Consider the following 20,881-nt stretch of genomic DNA (forward strand, 5'->3'; position numbering starts at 1 on the left):
TAAGTTATTTTGGGACTTTCAACCTTTAGTCTTTGAATAGATTTATCCAGTCAAAAAAGGAGCCATGACCAAGTCATCGCTCCTTTTTGGTGTTTCGAATTTTGATGGCCGAAACGTGCACCAGCAGGCAGAGACCTCCGCTTAGCTACGGAACAGCAACGATGGCAAAGCCCACCATCATCACTGTTCCTAGGCTATGCTCAGTCTCTAACCGCCTGCTGGTCCACTCTTTATTTATTTCACCGCCGTTTGCGCCTTACCCGCTCGAATCTCTTCCAAGTAGCGTTCGCTCTTTTCAACATCAAATTCATGTTCCGACTTACCGATAATTACTGCAGCTAATGAGTTACCAACCACGTTAACTACGGTCCGTCCCATGTCGACTAACCGGTCAATCCCAGCGATAAAGGCTAACCCTTGAACAGGAACCCCAATCGTTGAAATGGTTGCTAGCAATACGACAAAGGATGCTCCGGGCACACCAGCAATCCCCTTTGAAGTGATCATCAAGACAATCAACAACGTCACTTGCTGGCTCAACGATAGGTGAATTCCATAAGCTTGCGCCAAGAAAAGTGCTGCTAGCGATTGATAGATTGCTGAACCATCTAAGTTAAAGGTGTAGCCCGTTGGAATCACGAAGGACACGATTCCTTCACTGACACCGTACTTGCCCATCTTATCAATGATCCGTGGCAAAGCAGCTTCAGAACTGGCCGTTGAAAATCCCAACACCATTTCATCACGAATCACCCGTAAGAGGTGCCAAATATTCAGACCGAATATTTTACCAACGATTCCCATCACGACTACAATAAAGATGATCATTGTAATGTAAGCCAGAATAATGAAGTAGCCTAATGGTGCTAAAGCTTTCAATCCCATCTCAGCTACCGTAACCCCGATCAATGCACAGACACCAATCGGCGCCGTGTGCATCACCCAGTTCGTCACCTTGAACATCGCTTCAGCAACAGCGTTCATGAAATCAAGAATGATCGTTCCCTGTTCGCCAATCGCCGCCGTACCCAAGCCAAAGAAGACGGCAAAGAAAATGACTGGAATCATATCACCCGTTGAAAGTGATTTGAAGACGTTGGTTGGGATAATCCCCATCACCGTCGACCAAATACCGTTATGTGAAACCGTCTTAGCAGTCTCAACGTATTGACTAATATTGGAAGCATGCAATTGGTGAATATTGATGTAGTCCCCTGGATGGAAGATATTCCCCATCAACAACCCTAACGCGATCGCAATCGTCGTCATGATTTCAAAATAAATAATGGTTTTACCACCGATGCGTCCTAATTTTTTGAGATCCCCCATGTTAGCAATCCCAGTGATTAAGCACGCCACGACAATTGGCAGCACGATCATTTGAATCAGACTAATAAACATGGTCCCAATATTCTGCATCGCCGTAATGGCCGTCTGATTACCGTAAAAAACAACCCCTAAAATAATGCCTAATACTAACCCAATCAATATCTGCCAGCCTAAACTTAACCGAAAACGCCGGTACCGTTTCATCTTGCCTTGCTCTTCCAAGCCACTTCCGCCCCATTCCTAATATCTGGATGTTAACATCCTTATCAATACATAATATTAATATTTTAGCACAATTTTACGATAAATGAGAATTAAATTAAAAACCCACTATTTCAGTATAGTTTTCGCTTTAATATCAGCATTTACATTTAAAACAAGCTCTCATAATCATCGTCGTTCGTCAATAGTCACTCATTGCCAGCGACCGTAAAAACCGAACAATAAAAAAAGAGCGACCAATTACTGGTACACCCTTATTTCAAACTATTATTTTTGCTTTGAACGAGTAAGACGATCATAGACCGTAGCGCTAACCCAGTCCGCCGTCCACATCCACAAAACGTGGCCGATTGCTTCCGAGACGTGTTCCGTCATTGGCTGATCCTTGGCAGCAGGAATCGTTCCCAAGGCTGGCAAAATACCATGATGAAATGCCGTCCATACCCCGAGACCATACGCCGCACTACTACCCGCTTTAGCATTAGGATGCTCGCGAGCCCACAGGGTATATGCTACTGCAAAGGTCGTTGAAAACCCGAAGTGCATCACGTAACTCACACCGGGAAGTTCATGGCCTGCGTAAGTATACGTTGCATGCGTAATACTAGCGGGAACGCCCATTTGTTGCAATAATTGTTGTGGGGGATTGGTTTGATCCCGTTGAGCCGTTCGAGGGGGCATAACGTTCTCCCACCCCAACTTGACCAAGCCAGAAATCACACCACCAGTTACACCTGCAATCATCGCTGCTCGGTGGTTAAAATTCGTTTTTGCCATTCAAAATTACCTGCCTCTCTATTCATAAATTAATCATACCAGCACCAGACCACATTTCGTAGTGATTTATCTTCACAGTTAATAATTGAAGTTGTCATTTTAAAATTTGCGTGTTAAATTTAATTTATCAATTGATAAACGAATTAACAAAAAGGAGGAGTCGCTTATGTATTTAGGATTAAAAGAAATGCAGCACGAAAAGTTACGTTACGCCTTACTGAGCGGTGTTCTACTACTAATTGCACTCGTCGTATTCATGTTAGCTGGACTAGCTAACGGCCTGTCTGAAGGAAATCGGCTAGCCGTTGATCAGTGGAACGCCCAGAACGTCTATCTTAATAAAGATGCTAATAAAACGTTATCGGCATCACAATTGAAATTAGCTGACAAAAAATATTTAACGGGGACGGACATCGCCCCACTCGCCAATTTGTCGGGTACCCTTCGAACCACCAATAACAAGCTAAAGACAACCACCAGTGCACTCGGGACTACTCGCGATAGCTTCTTGATGCCAACGGTGCTTACCGGTCATCAGATCAATGGTAAGAACCAGTTACTCATCTCGGCTGCCCTGAAAGATAAAGGTTACCGGCTCGGTCAAAAGGTACAGATTGGGACAACAGATCAAAAAGTCACGATTGTCGGTACTTACGCGGCCAGCACCTACAGTATTGCGCCAACCGTCTATACCGACGTTTCAACGCTAAACCGACTAAAAGGTAGCCCAATTACCAGTGGCGATCAACAACCAATCAACGCTTACGTTACCAAAAACAGTCATTTTAAGACTAGCAAGCACGGTGGGCTACAACGTTTCAGCACCGAAAGTTTTATCAATAATCTCCCCGGTTATAGTGCCCAGAACTTAACCTTGGATACCATGATCTACTTCCTATTCGTCATTGCTTTAGCAGTAATCGGCATCTTCATGTTCGTTCTTACCCTGCAAAAGCAAGCGCTGTTCGGCGTTCTTAAAGTTCAAGGAATCGGGACCAAACATATCTTAGCCGCCCTATTAACTCAAAGTATCATTATGGCCCTGATTGGTATCAGTATTAGCTTAGTGCTCACAGTGGGTATCGCACAGATCATGCCGGCCAGCTTACCATTTGCGATCGACTGGCCACAATTCGGTATCTACAGTGTGGCCCTACTACTCGCTTCAGTCGTTGGGGCATTACTCTCATGGCGGACCGTTGCCAAAATTGACCCAGTCGTCGCCATCGGATAGGAGGTTATCTCATGAATAAATCAGTCTTAACACTGCAACACGTTGATAAAAAATTTGGGCACGGCCGCACCGCCGTCACTGCCCTGAAAGATGCCAACTTCGAGGTTCAGGCAGGCCAATTTGTTGCCATTATCGGCCCATCCGGCTCTGGTAAATCAACCTTTCTGACCATTGCTGCTGGTTTACAAACGCCGACTGATGGACAAGTTATCCTGAACGGCCAACCACTGACCCACCAATCAGAAAAGCAGCGGTTAGCTTACCGGTTTAACGAGATCGGTTTTATCTTACAGAGTTCTAACTTAATTCCGTTCTTGAACGTTCTCGAGCAATTCAAACTAGTCGATAAGATGGCGCACCGCAAGTTTCAGCAGGACAAAGCTAAGGAACTGTTAAGTGAATTAGCTTTAACTGAAGTTCAAAACGCCTACCCTAGTGAGCTTTCCGGTGGTGAACGACAACGTGTCGCCATCGCCCGGGCCCTCTACAATGATCCAAGTGTCATCCTGGCCGATGAACCCACCGCTAGTCTGGATACATCGCGTTCGATCGACGTCGTAAAAAGACTAGCCGACGAAGCTCATCAGCATCAAAAAGCGATTGTCATGGTCACTCACGATCAACGTCTGATCGAAGACTGTGATGTCGTTTACCAGATTGAAGATGGCCTTTTAAGTCGGCGCGACTAACCCTGTCACAATTCGGGTTAGTACTCAGCCAATCTGTGAAAGTCATGGACCGCTTAATAGTACTTGTAACCTAAAAAAACGAGGTGAGCCAGAATCTAAAATTCTGGCTCACCTCGTTTTTTCGACATCTTAATTACTAACTTCTCTACTAAACACATCCGTTTTAGTCTTGCGCCTGCTGTTCAATAGCCTCCACTAATAACACAGTTGCCCCCTGACCTGCCCGACTATCGTAATACTCACGAAAGCGGTCATCCGCTAGATACATTGTAGCTAGTCCGCGGTGCATGGCCGCCGTATATTTTGGCCATGTATAACTCAACCATTGGCGGTGTAACTGATAAATCGTCGTGCCAGCCTCAACATCTAATTCCGAAGCATTCAGTTGTTCTCGTAAAATCGTCAGCAACCGTTGCTCAGTCGTCTGCATCGCGGCATAGTCAGTGGCACTTAAATCAGCAAACTGCCGATTAGCCTCAGTTACCGTTGATTCACCATACTGTTCACGAATTTCATCACCGTATTGTTGTTCGTTGGTCGCTATACGATCAACTTTAAACGTTTGAAACTTTTCTTCGTCCGTCATAATACTACTCTCCCGCTGTGTTTGAATCGTCGTTTGCACCATTGCTAACAATTGATCTAAACGTTGCCGCTCTCGTTGCAAATGCTGATACTGCTGTTGTAAGTGGGTGACCACTTGTTCCATTGGTTGGTCTAATAACGCTGGTATTTCAGCCAGTGGCAGTTCCATCGTCCGGTACAGACAGATCTGTTGCAATCGATCCACCTGTTCATTTTCATAATACCGATAGCCGTTCTCCCCCACAAACGCGGGCTTCAATAGACCAATTTCATCGTAATACCGCAATGTTCGGACACTGACACCAGCTAAAATTGCCAACTGTTTAATTTGATAAGTCATGTACTTACTCCTTTCATCAAAACTAAGCATACGGCCTAACGTAACGAGAGGGTCAAGTAAAAAATAATGAGAGAGCAACCCACCTTTTATTGCACGTTTTTACTGTAACTATCTGGAGATAAAAAAATAAGTTTAGGTTTTTTCTCCCAAACTTATTTTTATAATTCAGTCGTTAATTACTACCACCAAAACCATAGTTCCATTTAGAAATGCGAACTATCAAGAACTCCTTGCACACACTACTAGTTGGCTTGCGGCAACTTATAGCGCAGTGCGCGGTAGACTAAGGCAACGACGTAAACGGTAATAAACCGATCCAGATAATCCGTGCCAACCTGAATCAGGAGTACCGCCAACGTTTTGCTGATTCCCGTTCCCAGTAACAGTTGAACTAGGACACTCGATCCCGACGACGTAATTCCGTGAAACAGCATAACGGTAATCGCAGTCGAAACTACGGTTCCGGGTAACGAAATGACCAGCGCTAACCACCAGTTCGACCGCCACGTTCCCGGTTTGATTCGCCGGTACAATAATCCAGCTACCAACCCCGTCAATAACTGCACGGGCATGAAGAACAGTGAGTATAAGTCAGTGGTTGCCCCAACAATCAGGCTAGTCGCGCCACCGACAAACATCCCACCTAATGGGCCAAACACAGCCGCCGCTAAAACCGTCCCAATCGAATCTAAATAGATGGGTAACTTCAGCATCAACGCGATGTTACTTCCAACGATGTTCAACGTAATACATAGCGCCAGCAACGTCATAGTACGCGTTTTTATTCTACGCATGGTGCCACCAATTGTTGTAAGACTTGGGTCAAATCAGGATCAGTTGCACCCACCACGTTCGTCAAGAATAATCGCCAGAAGGCCAGTACATCTACCTGAGTCATGATTTCGCTATTTGCCGGTTCGTGCCAAAAGTCATGGTCGTCGACAATCGACTGTCCACGGGAGACACCAGTAGTGGCAATCGTAGTATAACTTTCAAATCCAGTTAGAATCTGTGGATCGATCATTAGGGCAACCGCCAACGGATCATTGATAACACACCCGATGACCCGTTCATATTGCCAATGAAAATCAAAATAGAATTGCGTAATTTTTTTAATGAACGCACCCATCTGCGGGTTCACGTCCTGAATATACGTTAATAAACTAGGTGTTAGCACAATTTTACGCGTCACGTCCAGACCGACCATTTGAATCGGCACCGGCATCAAGTCAAAGACGACCTTAGCTGCATCCGGGTCACACCAGAAATTATATTCCGCAACCGGCGAGCAGTTTCCGTGACTGCGATAGCTACCACCCATTAAGGTAAATTGATCGACTTGTTCAAACAACTGCGGATCACGCTGTAAAACCGTCGCAATATTCGTCAACGGTCCCAACGCCAGAATTGACGTGGTCGGCGCTTCCTGCAGTGTCTCAATAATATAGCTAGCTGCATCTTGAATTGGACGAACTGCGATGACGTCTGGAATTCGACTGTTACCTAACCCGTCATCACCATGAGTGTCTTGCGCACTTGTGTAATCAACCGTTAATGGCCGGTTAGCACCCAAGTACACTGGAATATCCAAACGATCCGCTAAGTCTAATATTTTCAAAGCATTTTCAGCCCCGATGTGGGTTGGTACATTCCCACAAACAATAGTGATACCGACCACGTTTAGTGCGGGTGAATTTAGGGCTAATAAAATTGCTAAACTGTCATCAATTCCTGGGTCACAGTCAATGATGACGTTACGTGTTGCATTCATTCTCCTACCTCCGATTAAGTGAAGTTCTTGGTTTTTTATCCTGGGAAGTTTACGAACCAGGCCAGAGAATTATGGATTTTCGAGACTTAATGGTCGAAACGTGCATCATCAGGCAGCGACTTCCGCTTAGCTACGGGATAACAACGATTGAAAGTGCACAATCATTGTTATCCCTAGGCTATGCTCAGTCCCTAACCGCCTGATGCTACACTCTACAATTCTCCGAATACATGAAATGCTGTCCCAATTATACCGAACTGACCGTAACTTGAAAACCACCGCCCAAAACTAAATCATCAGTTGCCTGAAGCTTGTTAACCCAGCCGTATCATTGACGCCAGTGCCATACTGGTATTTAGTTAACTTAATAATCTAACTTAACTTTTACCTATGTTCACCAAGTGCAGTTCCGGGAAACATGGTACAATGTGGTTATTAAAAACCAAAGTAGGTGTCCACTCATGCGTCAAGTTCAATTTTATGGAGCCATCTCAATCGATGGTTACTTAGCAACTCAAGACAATCGACTCGACTGGTTATTCAAAACTGCCGGTGCCAGTGATGCACCCACAGAAACATTCATGCAACAGATCGATACTGCCATCATGGGCCGCCATACATATGAATACACGATGGCTCAAACAACGGACCAACTCATTAATCCATATAATCCAGAAACACAAAACATCGTAATGACTTCTAGTCCCCACGCTGGTGATGAACATACCCAGTTCACCAGCGCACCAGTTGCCGAGCTTGTTAAGCAACTGCGCCAAGAAGATGGTCAAAACATTTGGATTGTTGGCGGTTCCGGCGTACTCATGCCATTATTAGAAGCTGATTTGATTGACGATTTATACATTCAGATTGCGCCCGTCATTCTGGGCCAAGGCGCACCACTATTTACCGCTATTGACCATCAGCAACGCTTTGAACTAGTTAATACAACTAATTACGGTCAGTTAGCTGAAGTTCATTATCAACGCCAAATTACAGATTAAAACCGTGCATTAATATCGAAAAAGGCTCACCTCATATTTCTGAGGTGAGCCTTTTAGCATTTCTATTCTATATCTACGTAGTTGCTGGCCGTTTAAGTGCCTGCCGCAATAGCAATGGTGCAATCAACGTTGTTAAAATAATCGCCGTAATGACCGCCGAATACCGATCAGCCGACAACAGCTTACCTTGATAACCAATCTGGGCAATAATCAACGCCATTTCACCACGTGAGACCATCCCAGTCCCAATCTGGTAACCACTCTTCCAACTGAATCCTGCCATTCTAGCACCAAGACTGGCCCCGACTAGCTTAGTGACCACGGCTGCTACCGTGATTACCACGATGAACCAAAGATCCTTAGCAAAGCCCGTAAAGGACATGTTGAGACCAATGCTGACAAAGAAAACGGGAATAAAAACTGCGTTACCGATTGGCTGAATATGTTCATCAATAACGGCATGATAGTCCGTCTGACCAACCGCGATTCCCGCGAAGAAGGCCCCAATCACGGCACTTAGACCGATTGCATCCGCTAAGTAAGAAAGCCCAAAACAGATGACTAACGACATCAACGTGATGGAAGTTGGGACCAGTAAAGCATCCCCGATTGCCATCAAGTGTGGGATGACCCATTTAGCAACAAAGTATAGCGCGACGAAGAAGGCGAATTGAATGGCTAGTGACCAGCCAAGACTCGTTGACGACTGACTGCTACCACTAACTTGACTGCCAAATAGACTGATCATCAAGCTCAAGATTAACACGGCTAACACGTCATCGACCACGGCCGCACCGAGAATCGTAGTCCCCTCTTTACCGTCTAGTGCTCCCAATTCTTTGAGCACCGCCACGGAGATTGAGACCGACGTTGCCGCAAATGTGACCCCGAGAAAAAGACTCTCCGTGCTATTCAAATTAAATAGCTGGCTACACCAATCAATCACCACAACTGGAAAAATCACGCCTAATACGGCCACCAGCATGCTGGGACGCCAGTACTTTTTCAATAGTTGCAGGTTCCTCCTAGCCCCGCCATAAACATCAGAATGATGACACCCAGTTCTGCAAAGTCCTTGATAAAACTCGTCGCACTCACCCAGCCTAAAACTGCCGGACCAAGTACGATTCCACTGAGCAGCTGTCCAATTACAGCGGGCAAGCCCATCCGAACACTCAGATGTCCAGCAACCGCTGTTACGATTAAAATTAACGCTAAACTACCAACGTAAGCCATTGAATTCCTCCTAAAAAAAGGGCACGCCAAGAGCCGACTACCCAACCCAAAAGTAGTCCGAATTCTTGAAGTGTCCTTCAACCGTTTCGTATGATTATGAAACTAGTATAGCATATTTTCATAGTGCTGACTGCAACACTCCGCTATGAAAACGGTTATAATAAACCATATATTGCTATCTGAAAGGTCGATTACTCGTGTTTAACATCCCTGATTTCCGCCAACGCTTCTTTTTTCTAGTCTTTTCCATCTTACTGAATTCCGCAGCCAACGCTCTCACCATTGCAACTAGCCTCGGAAGTGCCGTCTGGACGGGCTCCAGCGTCAACCTCGCTAATTGGACTCATATTTCACTGGGAACCACCCTATTATTTTACGGTATCGTGGTTACCTTCTTGAACCAAATCCTGTTGGGACACTTTGACCGGCGCCGATTGATTTCTAACCTAATTTACATTGTTCCCTTTAGCTACCTAGTTCAGTTCATCGGTGACTTCTGGAATTTAATTGGTATCACGACGCTCCCCCTAGTTGCTCGACTGATTCTCAATATTCTAGGATTACTCGGTGTTGCTGCGGCCGTTTCAATCTACCAACGTTGCAATTTGATTCAGCATCCTAACGATGATCTATCCTATATCTTGCGTTTTCGCTTTCTACACGGATCCGCAATTATTGCACAATGGACCAGCTATTTACCACCACTGACGATCATCGTCGTCGCTTTCTTTGCAACTGGTCACCTGTACGCCATCGGTTTCGGGACGGTATTTGCACTAGCCGCTCAGGGTGCCATCATGGCCTGGTCTGATACCCACGTTTTCCCACATCTGAAACACCACGTGGACGTCGCTCAAGCTCACCATGCCGTTTAACCGTGCTGCCTACAAATGAGCGTTGACAAAGCACCGGCTAACCCTTGATAATAAAGCTATTCTAAATTATTGGACTGAAGTGTATGAACCTGACCCAATTGACCACTCAGATTGCCCTGATGTTTATCCTGATGCTAGTCGGCTTAATGATTAACAAGCTCGGCTTTATGCACGCCCAAACGTCATCAGATCTGACAAATATTCTGCTATACATCGTTTCACCTTGCTTGATTGTTCAGGCCTTTGAACAACATTTCTCCGCGGACCGGCTCCAAATGCTAGGTCGTGTGCTACTCGGTATCATCATTATTTATATTCTGATGATCATCGTGACCCAACTACTTTTCAAACGCGTGAGTGACCCCAACCTCCGGCGTATCATGCGCTACGGTTCGGTCTATTCCAACGCTGGTTTTATGGGCATTCCCCTAACTAGCTCACTATTTGGTGCTACGGGCGTGTTCTTCGCGGTCGCTTCACTGGCTGCTTTCAACATCTTTAGTTGGACGCACGGCATTACGCTGTTTACAGGACGGCAGGGTAATCGGCGTGAGAATTTGAAACAAATCGTTTTAAATCCTAACATCATTGCTATTATCGTTGGTCTGCTAATTTTTGTCACATCTTTCCAACTACCGACAATTGCGAACAGCACCATCAAGTACGTCAGTTCGATCAACACGCCGCTCTCAATGATCGTCATCGGTAACAGCTTAGCGGACGTTAAGTTCAACCGCAAGACGTTGGATAAACGACTCTGGTTAGTGATTTTATTGCGAAACCTACTCTTCCCCTACCTCGCAATTGTTATCTTGCAGCTAATGGGGCTCACTGGCGTTCCGTTGCTAACGACTGTTCTGATGATGGCGTGTCCGGTAGCTGGCATCGTCGTCCTATTCTCACTAAAGGTTCACGGTAACCCCGGGCCGGCCGTTGCATTGATGAGTGTCTCGACTATTCTGAGTATCATCACGATTCCAATCGTATTTGCCTTGGTTAATCTGCATTAGCAAATCATTGCTTAAATAATGGCATCCCCAAAAGACACTAACTTAAAAATGGTTAGTGTCTTTTTTTACATTCAAACAACAATTCCGACTCGTTAGCTATGCCATTCCGAGCTCGCGAACATACGCCACTAACGGCTGAATCGTTGCCCGATCTTTAAAATCGACTTGGCGACCATACGTGGCTAAAAATGCTTGATTCTCAGGAGTCAACTCCGTCTGATTTTTACTCGCAATTACCGTTTTCAAGAGGCGCATCAAGTTACGATGTACGACTCCGAGCTTGGCATAATCAATCGCACCCCGGAAATGGAATACCTGCTGTGGTTGCCGCGCTTCTGTGCGAAATGCCCGGTGCATAATCTGCGTATAGTCAGTCTGAGTAGGATCAGCTAATCCCACAGTAAAAACAATCAAATGATTACACGGATTATTAGCCACTAGTTCCGATCCGATGATACCGCTAGCGTACAACCCACCGCCATAAATAATCATGGCGTACGTCTTAAGTAACGCTTTCGTCACCATTTTTCGTTCAAATAAATCTGCATCGAGTTCGGCCGCAATCCACTCCGCGTACTGCCTGGTTGCACCATAATTAGACTGATAAATTACCGCTATTCTGTTCATCATCCTAACCTCCTGTCATTGCGCTAGTATCGTGGCATCATGAAGTTATGGTTCTGATACTTATGAGCATATCATTCTGTATAAATTATGTCATTTATAACAATTACGGAATAAATTTCAACTTCTTTAGAACTTTTCTGAGCAAAAAAATGCCACCAGTATCTCAAACTCGCTGGCGACACTTTTATCGTTTAGCTTTTAATTTCTACCATCATTGTCTAGTTAATCCATTGCTTTGCCGCTGCTAAATCAGCCACCATGTGCGTCGGTTCAGCACTTGTCGTGGGTTGTTGCTGATTGCGATTGATCCACAGCATCGGCCACTGCATAGCGTCAGCGGGTACGACGTCGGATTCATAGCCACGAGCAATGTGCCAATGGTTCTCTTTAGTCAGATTAAAACGTTGTTCGACATATTTAAAGAATTTCAGATCTGGTTTGTAGGCCTGCACATCTTCCGCAGTAATGACTGCATCAAACGGCAACTGCAAGGCTGCTAGATTAGCTGGCATAATATCCCAGGATGAATTCGACATAATAATTAGTTGATACCCCTGTTTATGCCACTCCGTTAACATTGGTACCACGTCTGGGTACGGCAACAGGTTACGCTGAACTTGTAGACATTCAACGTAATGACTTTCAAAGAAATGACCTTGCGCAAAAATCTGATCCAAATGTTTAAGATCAGCTCGCACTAACAATGAATAGTCCAAATAAGGCTGAACGTTGGCCGGATCATCTTCATAATTCGCATAGGTTTCCCGTACCGTCGCGCTATCCAGACCAGCAGCCGTTGCCAAGTTTTCAATCCATTGATACAACGGCTCCGTGTTGATCAGCGTACCGTAACAATCAAATGTTAAATACTTTTTTATCATTATTATTTTCCCCCTCAAAACTGTATTTTACCACGCCCTTCATTTAGATGGTTACGCTACGAAACTAACTAATAGGTTCGCCCCAATCATCGTGCTATACTTATAATTTGTGTGTTATCAATAAATAAATTATAGAAAGGTCACTTCTATGCCAACTCAATCATCAACGTTACCCCTCGATGCTAATGGCCAACCCTACCACCGAACTTGGTTAGTGTTGACCTTACTAGTGGGAACGTTTAGTACGTTCATTACCCAAACCTTGTTAACGACCGCTTTTCCAACGTTAATGAAGGACTTTCATATCTCTGCTACTTCCGTTCAGTGGTTAACCACTGGTTTCATGCTCATCATGGGGATTATGATTCCCATCAGTGCGTGGTTACTGACACGGATTAATTCCAAACACCTCTACTTAGCCGCCATGGTCATCTTTGGCCTAGGGACGTTGCTAGCGTACTACTCCGTTAGTTTCCAGATGTTACTGGTCGCCCGCATGATTCAAGCAATGGGTGTCGGTATTTCTGCACCGGTCTTTCAAACGATCATGTCGTCCGTCTACCCACCAGAAAAACGTGGCGCAGCCATGGGGACAGCCGGAATCGTTATCGGTCTTGCGCCTGCCATTGGCCCCACGTTATCCGGTTGGATCATCGATAATTATTCATGGCGTGCTCTGTTCCTGTTTATTATGCCGATTAATATAACGGTTATTATTATTTCATTATTCACGTTACGAAAAGTTCTCCCAACTTCTAAACAACCAATCGACTGGTTATCCGTTATCATCTCAACAATTGGTTTTGGGAGTATGCTATACGGATTTTCGACAGTCGGCGAAGCCGGTTGGGGTTCTCCAATCGTTATCACTACGCTGATTGTAGGGATTATCTTCATTGCCTTATTTGTTTGGCGTCAACTACACATGGATCAGCCATTATTGGAACTTCGCGTCTTCAAGATTCCAGCTTTTACCTTATCCGCTATTTTGACCGCCCTCGCCTACATGTCCATGATGGGCGTTGAAATGATCTTACCGATGTACATTCAAACGGTACTCGGTCGTTCCGCAATGGATTCAGGAATGATTCTCCTCCCCGGAGCTATTATGATGGGGATCATGAGTCCAATTACGGGCCGCATCTTCGACCACATGGGCGCCCGCCGTTTAGCGATGACTGGGATGTTGCTCTTAACTTTAGGAACAGCTTTCTTCCTCTCAATCAGTGCAACCACGCCGATTCTCTGGATTATTGTCGTTTACGCGATTCGGATGTTTGGTCTGACGATGGTGACCATGCCCGTTACGACAACTGGGATCAACGCATTACCTTTCCGGTTAATCGCTCACGGGACGGCAGCCAACAACACGTTACGTCAAGTGGCTGCTTCAATGGGAACCGCCGTTTTGATCAGTGTGTATTCCAGCGTTGCTAAGTGGAATTTACCCGGTCATCAATTATTAGCTCAATCACCACTAAAATATCAGCAAGCTAGTGTCAACGCCACTTTAACTGGTTATCACATGGCGTTTATCGTCTCACTGATCTTTTGTGCCCTTGGCTTTGGACTCAGCTGTTTCTTAAAAGCTAGCCACGCTACTTCAGTAAGCAAGGAGGATGCCGCATGATTATCGTCTTACTAATCATTGCCACCTTCGTCTTCGCTGGTACCATGATTTTCAGTCCAGGTGGGCTTGGCCGCACGATTACCGTCATTATTAGTGGGCTTATCATTGCGATTAGCCTTGCAGCTCTGATGCTGAACAACAATTACCATTGGGGTTTACACCAAGTGACAACTACGCGAAGCCAGTCTCTAGTTCCTTTAAAGAGTCCTGAAGCTGCGCTAGGCTTGAAGAAACTCGGAACCGGTAGTGAACACGTTATTGTTTACCGTGTTGCCGGTAAATCTACCTCAGTCCACACGGTTGCCGCAACAACCACTAAAACGAAACTTACTACTGGAACCCCTGCACGCGTTCAGATCAAAACAACGCGCTGGCGTTTCCAGAACCACTTTACTAAACTTATGTTCAGTTTGGGTAATCGGTCATTGCCAGTCGTTCAACGGCAGTACCGCTTTACCATTCCTAAGACTTGGCACGTGGTTACAGTTAAATAATCCCTGCCAAAATAAAAGACTAGTCATCATGACTAGTCTTTTATTTTAGTTTACTTTTCCCAATCGAGTAACCGGAAAACATAAACATTTTCATCATGATCACCCTCTAATAAATGTTGCCCATTAGGCCGCATAGCACTGAACTTAAAGCCTGCTCGTTGTGCAACCGCATTACTAGCTTGATTATCTACAGCCGCACAAATCATCAGTGACTGCCGGTGATACTGTTCAAACCCTAAGGCACATATTCCTCGAACAGCTATAGTCATTACACCCCGTCCTTGGAATCGTGCACCCAGCCAATAACCAACGTTAGCACTTCGATCATGTTCATCAAAGTGATCACAGCTGATCATTCCCGCCACTTCATGGTCTACTTCTATCACTAGATTCAGTGCTGTGCGCTGCAATAATTGTTGTTCTGCTAATTGCAGAAAGTCCTTCTCATCCGCAACAGTCTTAATTTTAGCCACCCATGGTAGATAATACTGATACTGAAGTTGAGCCCCCATTAACAATGAGAATAGCGGACCAGCATCTTGTTGTGGATCAGGTTGTCTCAATTTAATCGTTGGTGTGACATCATAATCTAGCATCCTAATCCCAGCTTTCATTCAATAAAAAAAGCGATAATGACTATTAAATTACTAATCATTATCGCTATTTGATTGTTAAATATCAACCATTTTTTAATGTCTTAACAGTGCCGTAATTAGGATCAGTGCACTGACGACCTGAATCGTTCCGACTCCTAAGCCATACAACGCCAAGCGTTTACCAGCCTTTAAGAAGTTGATCAAATTCAGTCGTAAACCGATCGCAGCCAAGGCGATAATTTCAAACCAGCTACTGATGGTATGCGCGGTCACACCAACAAACGCTGGCAACGTCACCAGACTGTTGATGGCACAGAGGATCAAGAAGCCAGCTACATACCATGGCAACCAGTGACCATTACCGTTGCCGCTAACGACTGCATCCTCAGCTAATTCATTTTCAATGGCGCGTTTGTGCATCCGCCCAAAGATCAACACGACGACCACTAACATCATGATCCGCATAATCTTGAAGATGGTTGCGAACTGAACCGTCGTTTGGTTGACCATACTAGCCGCAGCCACCACTTGGCCGACCGACTGCAAGGTTCCACCGATCAAGGCCCCTTTTAGGATCACACTCGTACCAAAAATCGCTGTTCCCAGGATTGGCAGCGTCAGCATTAGCACGGTTCCCATCAGATTAACCAACGTAATGACAGTCCCCTTGTCATCCTCGTCCGCCTCAATCACTGGTGCAATCGACGCAATCGCTGACGAACCACAGACGGCGTTCCCCCCAGCCATCAATAGACGAATCGACTGACTGAATCCTAATCGTTTACCCAACCAGAGCGCCCCAACGATCGTAATCGTCATCTGGCAGAGAATGAACGCTACGCCCCAACCGCCGATTTTACCAATCGTTTGCACAGTCATCGTTGCCCCTAGCAACATAACTGAGTATTCCAATAACTTACTTTCCGAAAACTTAGTCCCTCGACCAAGCTGCGGTTGTTTTAAGAACGTATTGCCGCCCACAATTCCTAGCAGAATCGCAATAGTGGCAGCTCCTAATGCGGGAACCAGTCGTGCCAACCCCTGACTGATCACGGCAATCACGATACTAACCCCTAGCCCCGGTAAAATCCCTTTGACTTTCATAATGATGCTCCCATCTTGTTTCCCGATAAGTTTCAGTATACGGAAGTTATTTACATTTGAGAAATAAATTATTATGATAGTTACTATTAAGAATAGTAATCGAAAGGAACTTTCAATGTTCAAACAATTAACCACGTTCTGTGCCGTTTATGAGACGCTCAATTTCTCTCACGCCGCCGAACAACTCTTTATCTCACAACCGACCGTCTCTACTCAGATCAAACAATTAGAAGCCGAACTAGAAACCACGCTATTCACTCGTAACGGTCGCCAAGATATTGTTCCCACAGCGAGTGGCCAGCTACTATATCAGCAAGCCCAGAAGTTATTGACGACTTGGGACACGACTAAAATGGCCGTGCGTTCACCACGGCACTTAGTCAAAATCCCTTGCCGAATCGGGGCCTCCCATACTACTAGCAGCTTAATCTTACCCAAGTTACTTCAACAATTAGGTCCGCTCAGTGAACAGTTTGATTTTCACATCAGCTTAGCCAATTCTGCTGAAATCTTAACCGCCATGTCCCAACACAAGCTGGACTTCGGCCTCGTTGAAAAACCGCTAGTGACAGAACATCTCAACCGTCTCGCATTCGGCCACGACGAACTCGTTCATGCCGGTGACTTTGCGAGTCCCTTGTGGCTATTGCGGGAACCCAACTCTGGTGTTCGCCACTACACTAACGCCTTTTTAAAAGCTCGCAACATTCAACCAGAACAAGTGATGGTCATCCACAGCAATCAACTGATTGCCGACCTCTTGGCTCAAGGAACCGGTCAAACAATCATCTCACGGCATATGCTGACACCGGATATTCCCGTCGAAACACTCAGTGACCATTACCAACGCCAATTTTTCTTACTAACCAATACACAGCCGGCCGCCGCTTTGCGTCCGGTTCAGGCACTGCTTACTGAGCATTTGACGAACTGGTCAGTATCGTAACTACTGAATATAGCTAGTCGTAGGCTAAATTTCACAACTATCCAACTAAAAAATCAAGGTATCTTAGGAACGTAAAATTCCTGAGATACCTTGATTTTATTTAATCTGCATTAATGTCGAAACGTGCGCCACCAAGTCAGTTTGTTCCGCTTAACCCGAAATCAGTGACCATTCCAAAGCCCGGAATAATCGCTGATTCCCCGTTAATGCTCGCAAACTAACCGCCTTGTGGCCCACTCTTATTTTAGCTTCTGCCACTCTTTCCAAACCTGCTCATCCGCATACTGTTCACTACTGCGATAAGCACCCTTACTCAAGCGCTGCTGACGTTGCGGATTTTCTATCGTCCGCGTTAGCGACGTCACTAATTGATTAATCGCTCCATCCGTCACTAAATAACCGTTCTTACCATCTTTGACAACGTCACTCAGGCCATAATTAATGTCATACGCCACGACCGGCACCCCGTGGCTCAGTGCTTCAACGATCGACAATGGTTGCGCATCGCTCTCACCCGTATACACGGCGGCCCCAGCCTGATCATAGGCCTTCGTCAAATCTGGTTGGTAGCCAGCAAACGTTACTGCCGCCTCCAACTTCGACTGCTTCACTTGTTGTTTGAGCTGGTCTAACTCACCACCATAACCGTAAATAACTAGCGTTGCATCCTTGATTTTACGCTGCACTTGGGCAAACGCCGTCACAATCTGATCAACGCGACGTTCCTTGTCCAGACGTCCTGTATAGATAATCTGGTGTGCCTGACGCTCACTGACCGGAATCGATGCACATTGGGCTTGCTCAGCTGAGACCACCGTTGCCGCAATTGTTCGAATCGGTACCGGTGGCTGGCCCCCTAGCCAGCGGGTTAAGTCTTGAGCCTGATGATCAGTACTGGTAATAATGCCGTTCCAAGCAGTTGGATTATCGTGAATCCCATAGACGTAAGCGCCATTTAAGTTTGAATAGACTTGATCTTTAGGATCAACCGCATGTGGTGTTGGTAGCCAGAGGTACTTCTTAGCTGGCGTTTGCATGTTAGCAACCGGCCACTGCGCAGCTAATGGACGATCAGCCACGAAGACATTATTTTTACCATTAGCCCGGTTTAACTCATCCAAGAAGAAACGATACCACTCATCTTCACCATTAAAATAGTAATCCTGCCCTTGATAATTGAGCAACTTGCATAGAGAAACATAATTGTTCCCATTGCTATCGTGTGCGTAATACTGTTCCGCAAAGCGACGACCATCCGGACGATAGAAAATATCCGTAATGGCTTCACCAGTTGGCGACATGAACTCGTCACGAGCTTTAAAGCCGCGTTCATCATAATCAGTCCGCTGCACAAGATTGTTGAATTGATCAAAAACTTCAACAAAGTGAACATGTCCAACCGTACTGGGTACAAAATGAACTTTCGCAATCAAACGATCGCCCGCCCGTACCTCACTGACGTTGGGATCAGGCTTAATCTCGTATGCCCCCGGCCAATTCAAGTCTTCGATCTTAACTACCTTGACTGGATAATCCGTTGTTTCACGGAAGAAATCGAACAAGTTAGCCATCTGCTCATCTTCAATATTAAAGCGACGCATATTTTGATGTAGTAACCCGTCAAATTGGCGCGTCACCATCTTAGCTGGCACCTGATGATCTTTGAATAGTTGTAGTCGTTTAAACTCGGCATGTTCGACACCAGAATTCATCGCCATCAAATATTGATTAACAAAGAAATACATTAAGCCTGCGCCCCCTTCGCCTGATAGAAGTCCTGTGCAGCGGCCATCAACGGTTGCCAACGTTGCCATACCGCGGTGGTGCTGAACCGTTCAGAATCCTTGTAAGCCTGCTGACTAAACGCTGCCAATTGTTCCGGATTATTCAATAAGTCGATCATGGCCTGCGCTAGCGCCTGTTCGTCATTAACTGGCACTAAACGGCCATCCTGACCATCTTTAATAATGTCACGTGGCCCATATTTCACATCGTAGGCAATCTGGGGAACCCCATGTGCTTGTCCCTCCAGCAATGCGAGGGCAAACCCTTCAGCACGAGACGTTAACATCGCCAACTGGGCATGGTTATACACACTCGTCAGGTCAGTCGTGTAATCGTTGAACGTGACGACCGACTTCAGATCTAGTTCTGCGACTAGCTTACGTAATTGATCGCCGGTATCACCATTCGCATAACCCCAAAAATCTAGGGTCGCAGTAGGTACCGCCTCGTGAACCTGTTTGAACGCTCGAATCACTTGATCCTGCTGCTTTTCTTCAGCCAAGCGAGCCACGAAGATAATCTTACCCGGTGTTCGTTTTGACCAGGCTGGTTGCGGTGCATTCAACGTTTCATCCGTCACGATTCCAACTGGAACCGTGTAAACGGGCGTTTGGTTACCAAAACGCTCCTGAAAATCAGTCGTTTGTTGCTCAGTAGAAGCAATCACGCCGTTCCACTGATCAAGATTATTCAGGGCATAGGAATAATTGAAGTTTAAACCAGCCGTTTTGGGACGAGCTGGATCATTAACATGATTACTGTGTAAATGCATGACTTTAAACGCCCGTGTGCGCATATTCAGCGTTGCATAAGCCAATTCATAAGTTCGATCGACCACGAAAACGGCGTTAGGTGTTGAGCGGTTTAACTCATCTAAAAAGAAGGTCGTCATCGCCGTTTCACCATTAAATGACCAGTCCTGACCATGATAGTTGATAAACCGATACAAGGAATTCTGAACGAGATTCTGCCGATCTGGCATGTGGAACGTCTGGTAAACCACCTGACCCTCAGGATCAAAGACTTGTTCACTAGCCACCTGACCGTCAAAGGTATAGAACTGCTCTAACCCTTTAAAGCCGCGGGTATCATACCAATCCGTCTTAACTAGCTTCCCCATTTGATCATAATACTGAACATTATTTAATTGTTTTTGCGTGTCTTCAAACGTATTAACCTTCATTAATAGTTGGTTATTTTGGTAAACCTCGTAGTTGCGCCCCACTGGACTAATTCGTAGATTAGCTGCGAGGTGTAAATCTTCTATAGTTAACTTAGTCTGCGAAAACGCAGTTGAATTTTGAATGAAATCGAATAAATTAATTTGGTTATCAGCTGCAATCCCTGCTGATTTAAGCGTCTGATGTAATGACAACGAAAAGAAGCGCGTCACCATCTTAGCAGGCTCTTCATGCTGATTAAAAAGTGCCAAACGCTTCATTTCAGCGTGTTCAATACCGGACTTTTTCGGATTAATGCTCGTATTAACAAAATAATACATCATTTTCGCTTCCTTCCAAGATATTTGCTTAACGGTTTCGATTATAACAAATTTCTACCCAATATTAAGCAGAAGCCCATCGCTTTAAGGCTTTTTTCAAGTTAATGAGCAAACAACAGCCAAAATATGATATTTATGTTGTCAAAATGTGATGAAAAAACTAACTTGTTACACGATATTACTTTGTTACAAAATCGGCTTAAAACGTAACCTGTTATATATGGCTTTGAAATCTGGAGCCGTTATAC

General features: G+C 45.3%; 19 protein-coding genes, 1 pseudogene and 1 riboswitch. Of the genes and pseudogenes, 8 read left to right on the plus strand and 12 right to left on the minus strand.

The annotated features are described in order from the left end of the window. Positions 1-234: 234 nt before the first annotated feature. Positions 235-1,533, minus strand: a complete 1,299-nt coding sequence (locus ACG95_RS10345; protein ID WP_048000436.1) for a cation:dicarboxylate symporter family transporter — start codon at positions 1,531-1,533, stop codon at positions 235-237. 285 nt (positions 1,534-1,818) lie between these two features. Beyond that, a complete protein-coding gene (locus ACG95_RS10350; protein WP_048000437.1) occupies positions 1,819-2,328 on the minus strand; it encodes a YagU family protein in 510 nt (169 codons plus the stop codon). Between the two features lie 166 nt (positions 2,329-2,494). Here ACG95_RS10350 and ACG95_RS10355 point away from each other — a divergent pair, with 166 nt between their 5' ends. Beyond that, positions 2,495-3,562 carry an ABC transporter permease gene (locus tag ACG95_RS10355; RefSeq protein ID WP_048000438.1) on the plus strand — a complete coding sequence of 356 codons (1,068 nt, stop codon included), beginning with the start codon at positions 2,495-2,497 and terminating at the stop codon, positions 3,560-3,562. Positions 3,563-3,573: 11 nt separating this feature from the next. Next, on the plus strand, positions 3,574-4,251 hold the full coding sequence (locus ACG95_RS10360) for an ABC transporter ATP-binding protein (protein WP_048000439.1): 678 nt from the start codon (positions 3,574-3,576) through the stop codon (positions 4,249-4,251). A 163-nt stretch (positions 4,252-4,414) separates the two neighbouring features. On the opposite strand, the gene ACG95_RS10365 is transcribed toward ACG95_RS10360, so the two are convergent. From ACG95_RS10365 to ACG95_RS10375, 3 genes are all read right to left on the minus strand, one after another. Next, positions 4,415-5,176: a MerR family transcriptional regulator gene (locus ACG95_RS10365; RefSeq protein WP_048000440.1), complete on the minus strand. Its 762-nt coding sequence runs from the start codon at positions 5,174-5,176 to the stop codon at positions 4,415-4,417. A 242-nt stretch (positions 5,177-5,418) separates the two neighbouring features. Then, positions 5,419-5,970: an ECF transporter S component gene (locus ACG95_RS10370; RefSeq protein WP_048000441.1), complete on the minus strand. Its 552-nt coding sequence runs from the start codon at positions 5,968-5,970 to the stop codon at positions 5,419-5,421. Then, the gene (locus ACG95_RS10375) at positions 5,958-6,947 is read right to left on the minus strand and encodes a nucleoside hydrolase (protein ID WP_048000442.1); all 990 of its coding nucleotides are present in this window, start codon (positions 6,945-6,947) and stop codon (positions 5,958-5,960) included. The genes ACG95_RS10370 and ACG95_RS10375 overlap by 13 nt, the downstream gene beginning before the upstream one ends. A gap of 21 nt (positions 6,948-6,968) precedes the next feature. Next, positions 6,969-7,013: riboswitch (PreQ1 riboswitch) on the minus strand. A 395-nt stretch (positions 7,014-7,408) separates the two neighbouring features. Here ACG95_RS10375 and ACG95_RS10380 point away from each other — a divergent pair. Beyond that, positions 7,409-7,948 carry a dihydrofolate reductase family protein gene (locus tag ACG95_RS10380; protein WP_048000443.1) on the plus strand — a complete coding sequence of 180 codons (540 nt, stop codon included), beginning with the start codon at positions 7,409-7,411 and terminating at the stop codon, positions 7,946-7,948. A 73-nt stretch (positions 7,949-8,021) separates the two neighbouring features. Here ACG95_RS10380 and ACG95_RS10385 read toward each other — a convergent pair. Next, positions 8,022-9,184, minus strand: a pseudogene (locus tag ACG95_RS10385) (cation:proton antiporter). 197 nt (positions 9,185-9,381) lie between these two features. Here ACG95_RS10385 and ACG95_RS10390 point away from each other — a divergent pair. Together ACG95_RS10390 and ACG95_RS10395 are read left to right on the plus strand one after the other, a co-directional pair. Then, the gene (locus tag ACG95_RS10390) at positions 9,382-10,059 is read left to right on the plus strand and encodes a DUF6198 family protein (RefSeq protein WP_048000444.1); all 678 of its coding nucleotides are present in this window, start codon (positions 9,382-9,384) and stop codon (positions 10,057-10,059) included. 83 nt (positions 10,060-10,142) lie between these two features. After that, the gene (locus tag ACG95_RS10395; RefSeq protein WP_048000445.1) at positions 10,143-11,069 is read left to right on the plus strand and encodes an AEC family transporter; all 927 of its coding nucleotides are present in this window, start codon (positions 10,143-10,145) and stop codon (positions 11,067-11,069) included. 96 nt (positions 11,070-11,165) lie between these two features. Here the strand turns inward: ACG95_RS10395 and ACG95_RS10400 are convergent, their stop codons facing one another. Further along, on the minus strand, positions 11,166-11,699 hold the full coding sequence (locus ACG95_RS10400) for a flavodoxin domain-containing protein (protein WP_048000446.1): 534 nt from the start codon (positions 11,697-11,699) through the stop codon (positions 11,166-11,168). Between the two features lie 215 nt (positions 11,700-11,914). After that, positions 11,915-12,577, minus strand: a complete 663-nt coding sequence (locus ACG95_RS10405) for an HAD family hydrolase (RefSeq protein ID WP_048000447.1) — start codon at positions 12,575-12,577, stop codon at positions 11,915-11,917. A gap of 148 nt (positions 12,578-12,725) precedes the next feature. On the opposite strand from ACG95_RS10405, the gene ACG95_RS10410 reads away from it, so the two are divergent. Both ACG95_RS10410 and ACG95_RS10415 read left to right on the plus strand, forming a co-directional pair. After that, a complete protein-coding gene (locus tag ACG95_RS10410; RefSeq protein WP_048000448.1) occupies positions 12,726-14,207 on the plus strand; it encodes an MDR family MFS transporter in 1,482 nt (493 codons plus the stop codon). Then, the gene (locus ACG95_RS10415; RefSeq protein WP_048000449.1) at positions 14,204-14,701 is read left to right on the plus strand and encodes a DUF4811 domain-containing protein; all 498 of its coding nucleotides are present in this window, start codon (positions 14,204-14,206) and stop codon (positions 14,699-14,701) included. Before ACG95_RS10410 ends, ACG95_RS10415 begins: the two co-directional genes overlap by 4 nt. Positions 14,702-14,751: 50 nt before the next feature. Here the strand turns inward: ACG95_RS10415 and ACG95_RS10420 are convergent, their stop codons facing one another. Continuing rightward, complete coding sequence (locus tag ACG95_RS10420) at positions 14,752-15,297, minus strand: GNAT family N-acetyltransferase (protein WP_048000450.1); 546 nt, start codon at positions 15,295-15,297, stop codon at positions 14,752-14,754. A 93-nt stretch (positions 15,298-15,390) separates the two neighbouring features. Next, entirely contained in the window at positions 15,391-16,401 is a 1,011-nt protein-coding gene (locus ACG95_RS10425; RefSeq protein ID WP_048000451.1) for a YeiH family protein, read from the minus strand. 115 nt (positions 16,402-16,516) lie between these two features. Between ACG95_RS10425 and ACG95_RS10430 the strand changes: the two genes are divergently transcribed. Beyond that, positions 16,517-17,347, plus strand: coding sequence for a LysR family transcriptional regulator (locus tag ACG95_RS10430; protein ID WP_048000452.1), 831 nt, complete (start codon positions 16,517-16,519; stop codon positions 17,345-17,347). Positions 17,348-17,586: 239 nt separating this feature from the next. On the opposite strand, the gene asp1 is transcribed toward ACG95_RS10430, so the two are convergent. Both asp1 and ACG95_RS10440 read right to left on the minus strand, forming a co-directional pair. Beyond that, a complete protein-coding gene (gene asp1, locus ACG95_RS10435) occupies positions 17,587-19,092 on the minus strand; it encodes an accessory Sec system glycosyltransferase Asp1 (protein ID WP_048000453.1) in 1,506 nt (501 codons plus the stop codon). Beyond that, positions 19,092-20,633 (minus strand): glycosyltransferase, encoded by a 1,542-nt coding sequence (locus tag ACG95_RS10440; RefSeq protein WP_048000454.1) that lies wholly within the window; start codon positions 20,631-20,633, stop codon positions 19,092-19,094. The genes asp1 and ACG95_RS10440 overlap by 1 nt, the downstream gene beginning before the upstream one ends. Between the last annotated feature and the right edge of the window lie 248 nt (positions 20,634-20,881).

This window comes from Lactiplantibacillus herbarum, assembly GCF_001039045.1.
GTDB lineage: Bacteria > Bacillota > Bacilli > Lactobacillales > Lactobacillaceae > Lactiplantibacillus > Lactiplantibacillus herbarum.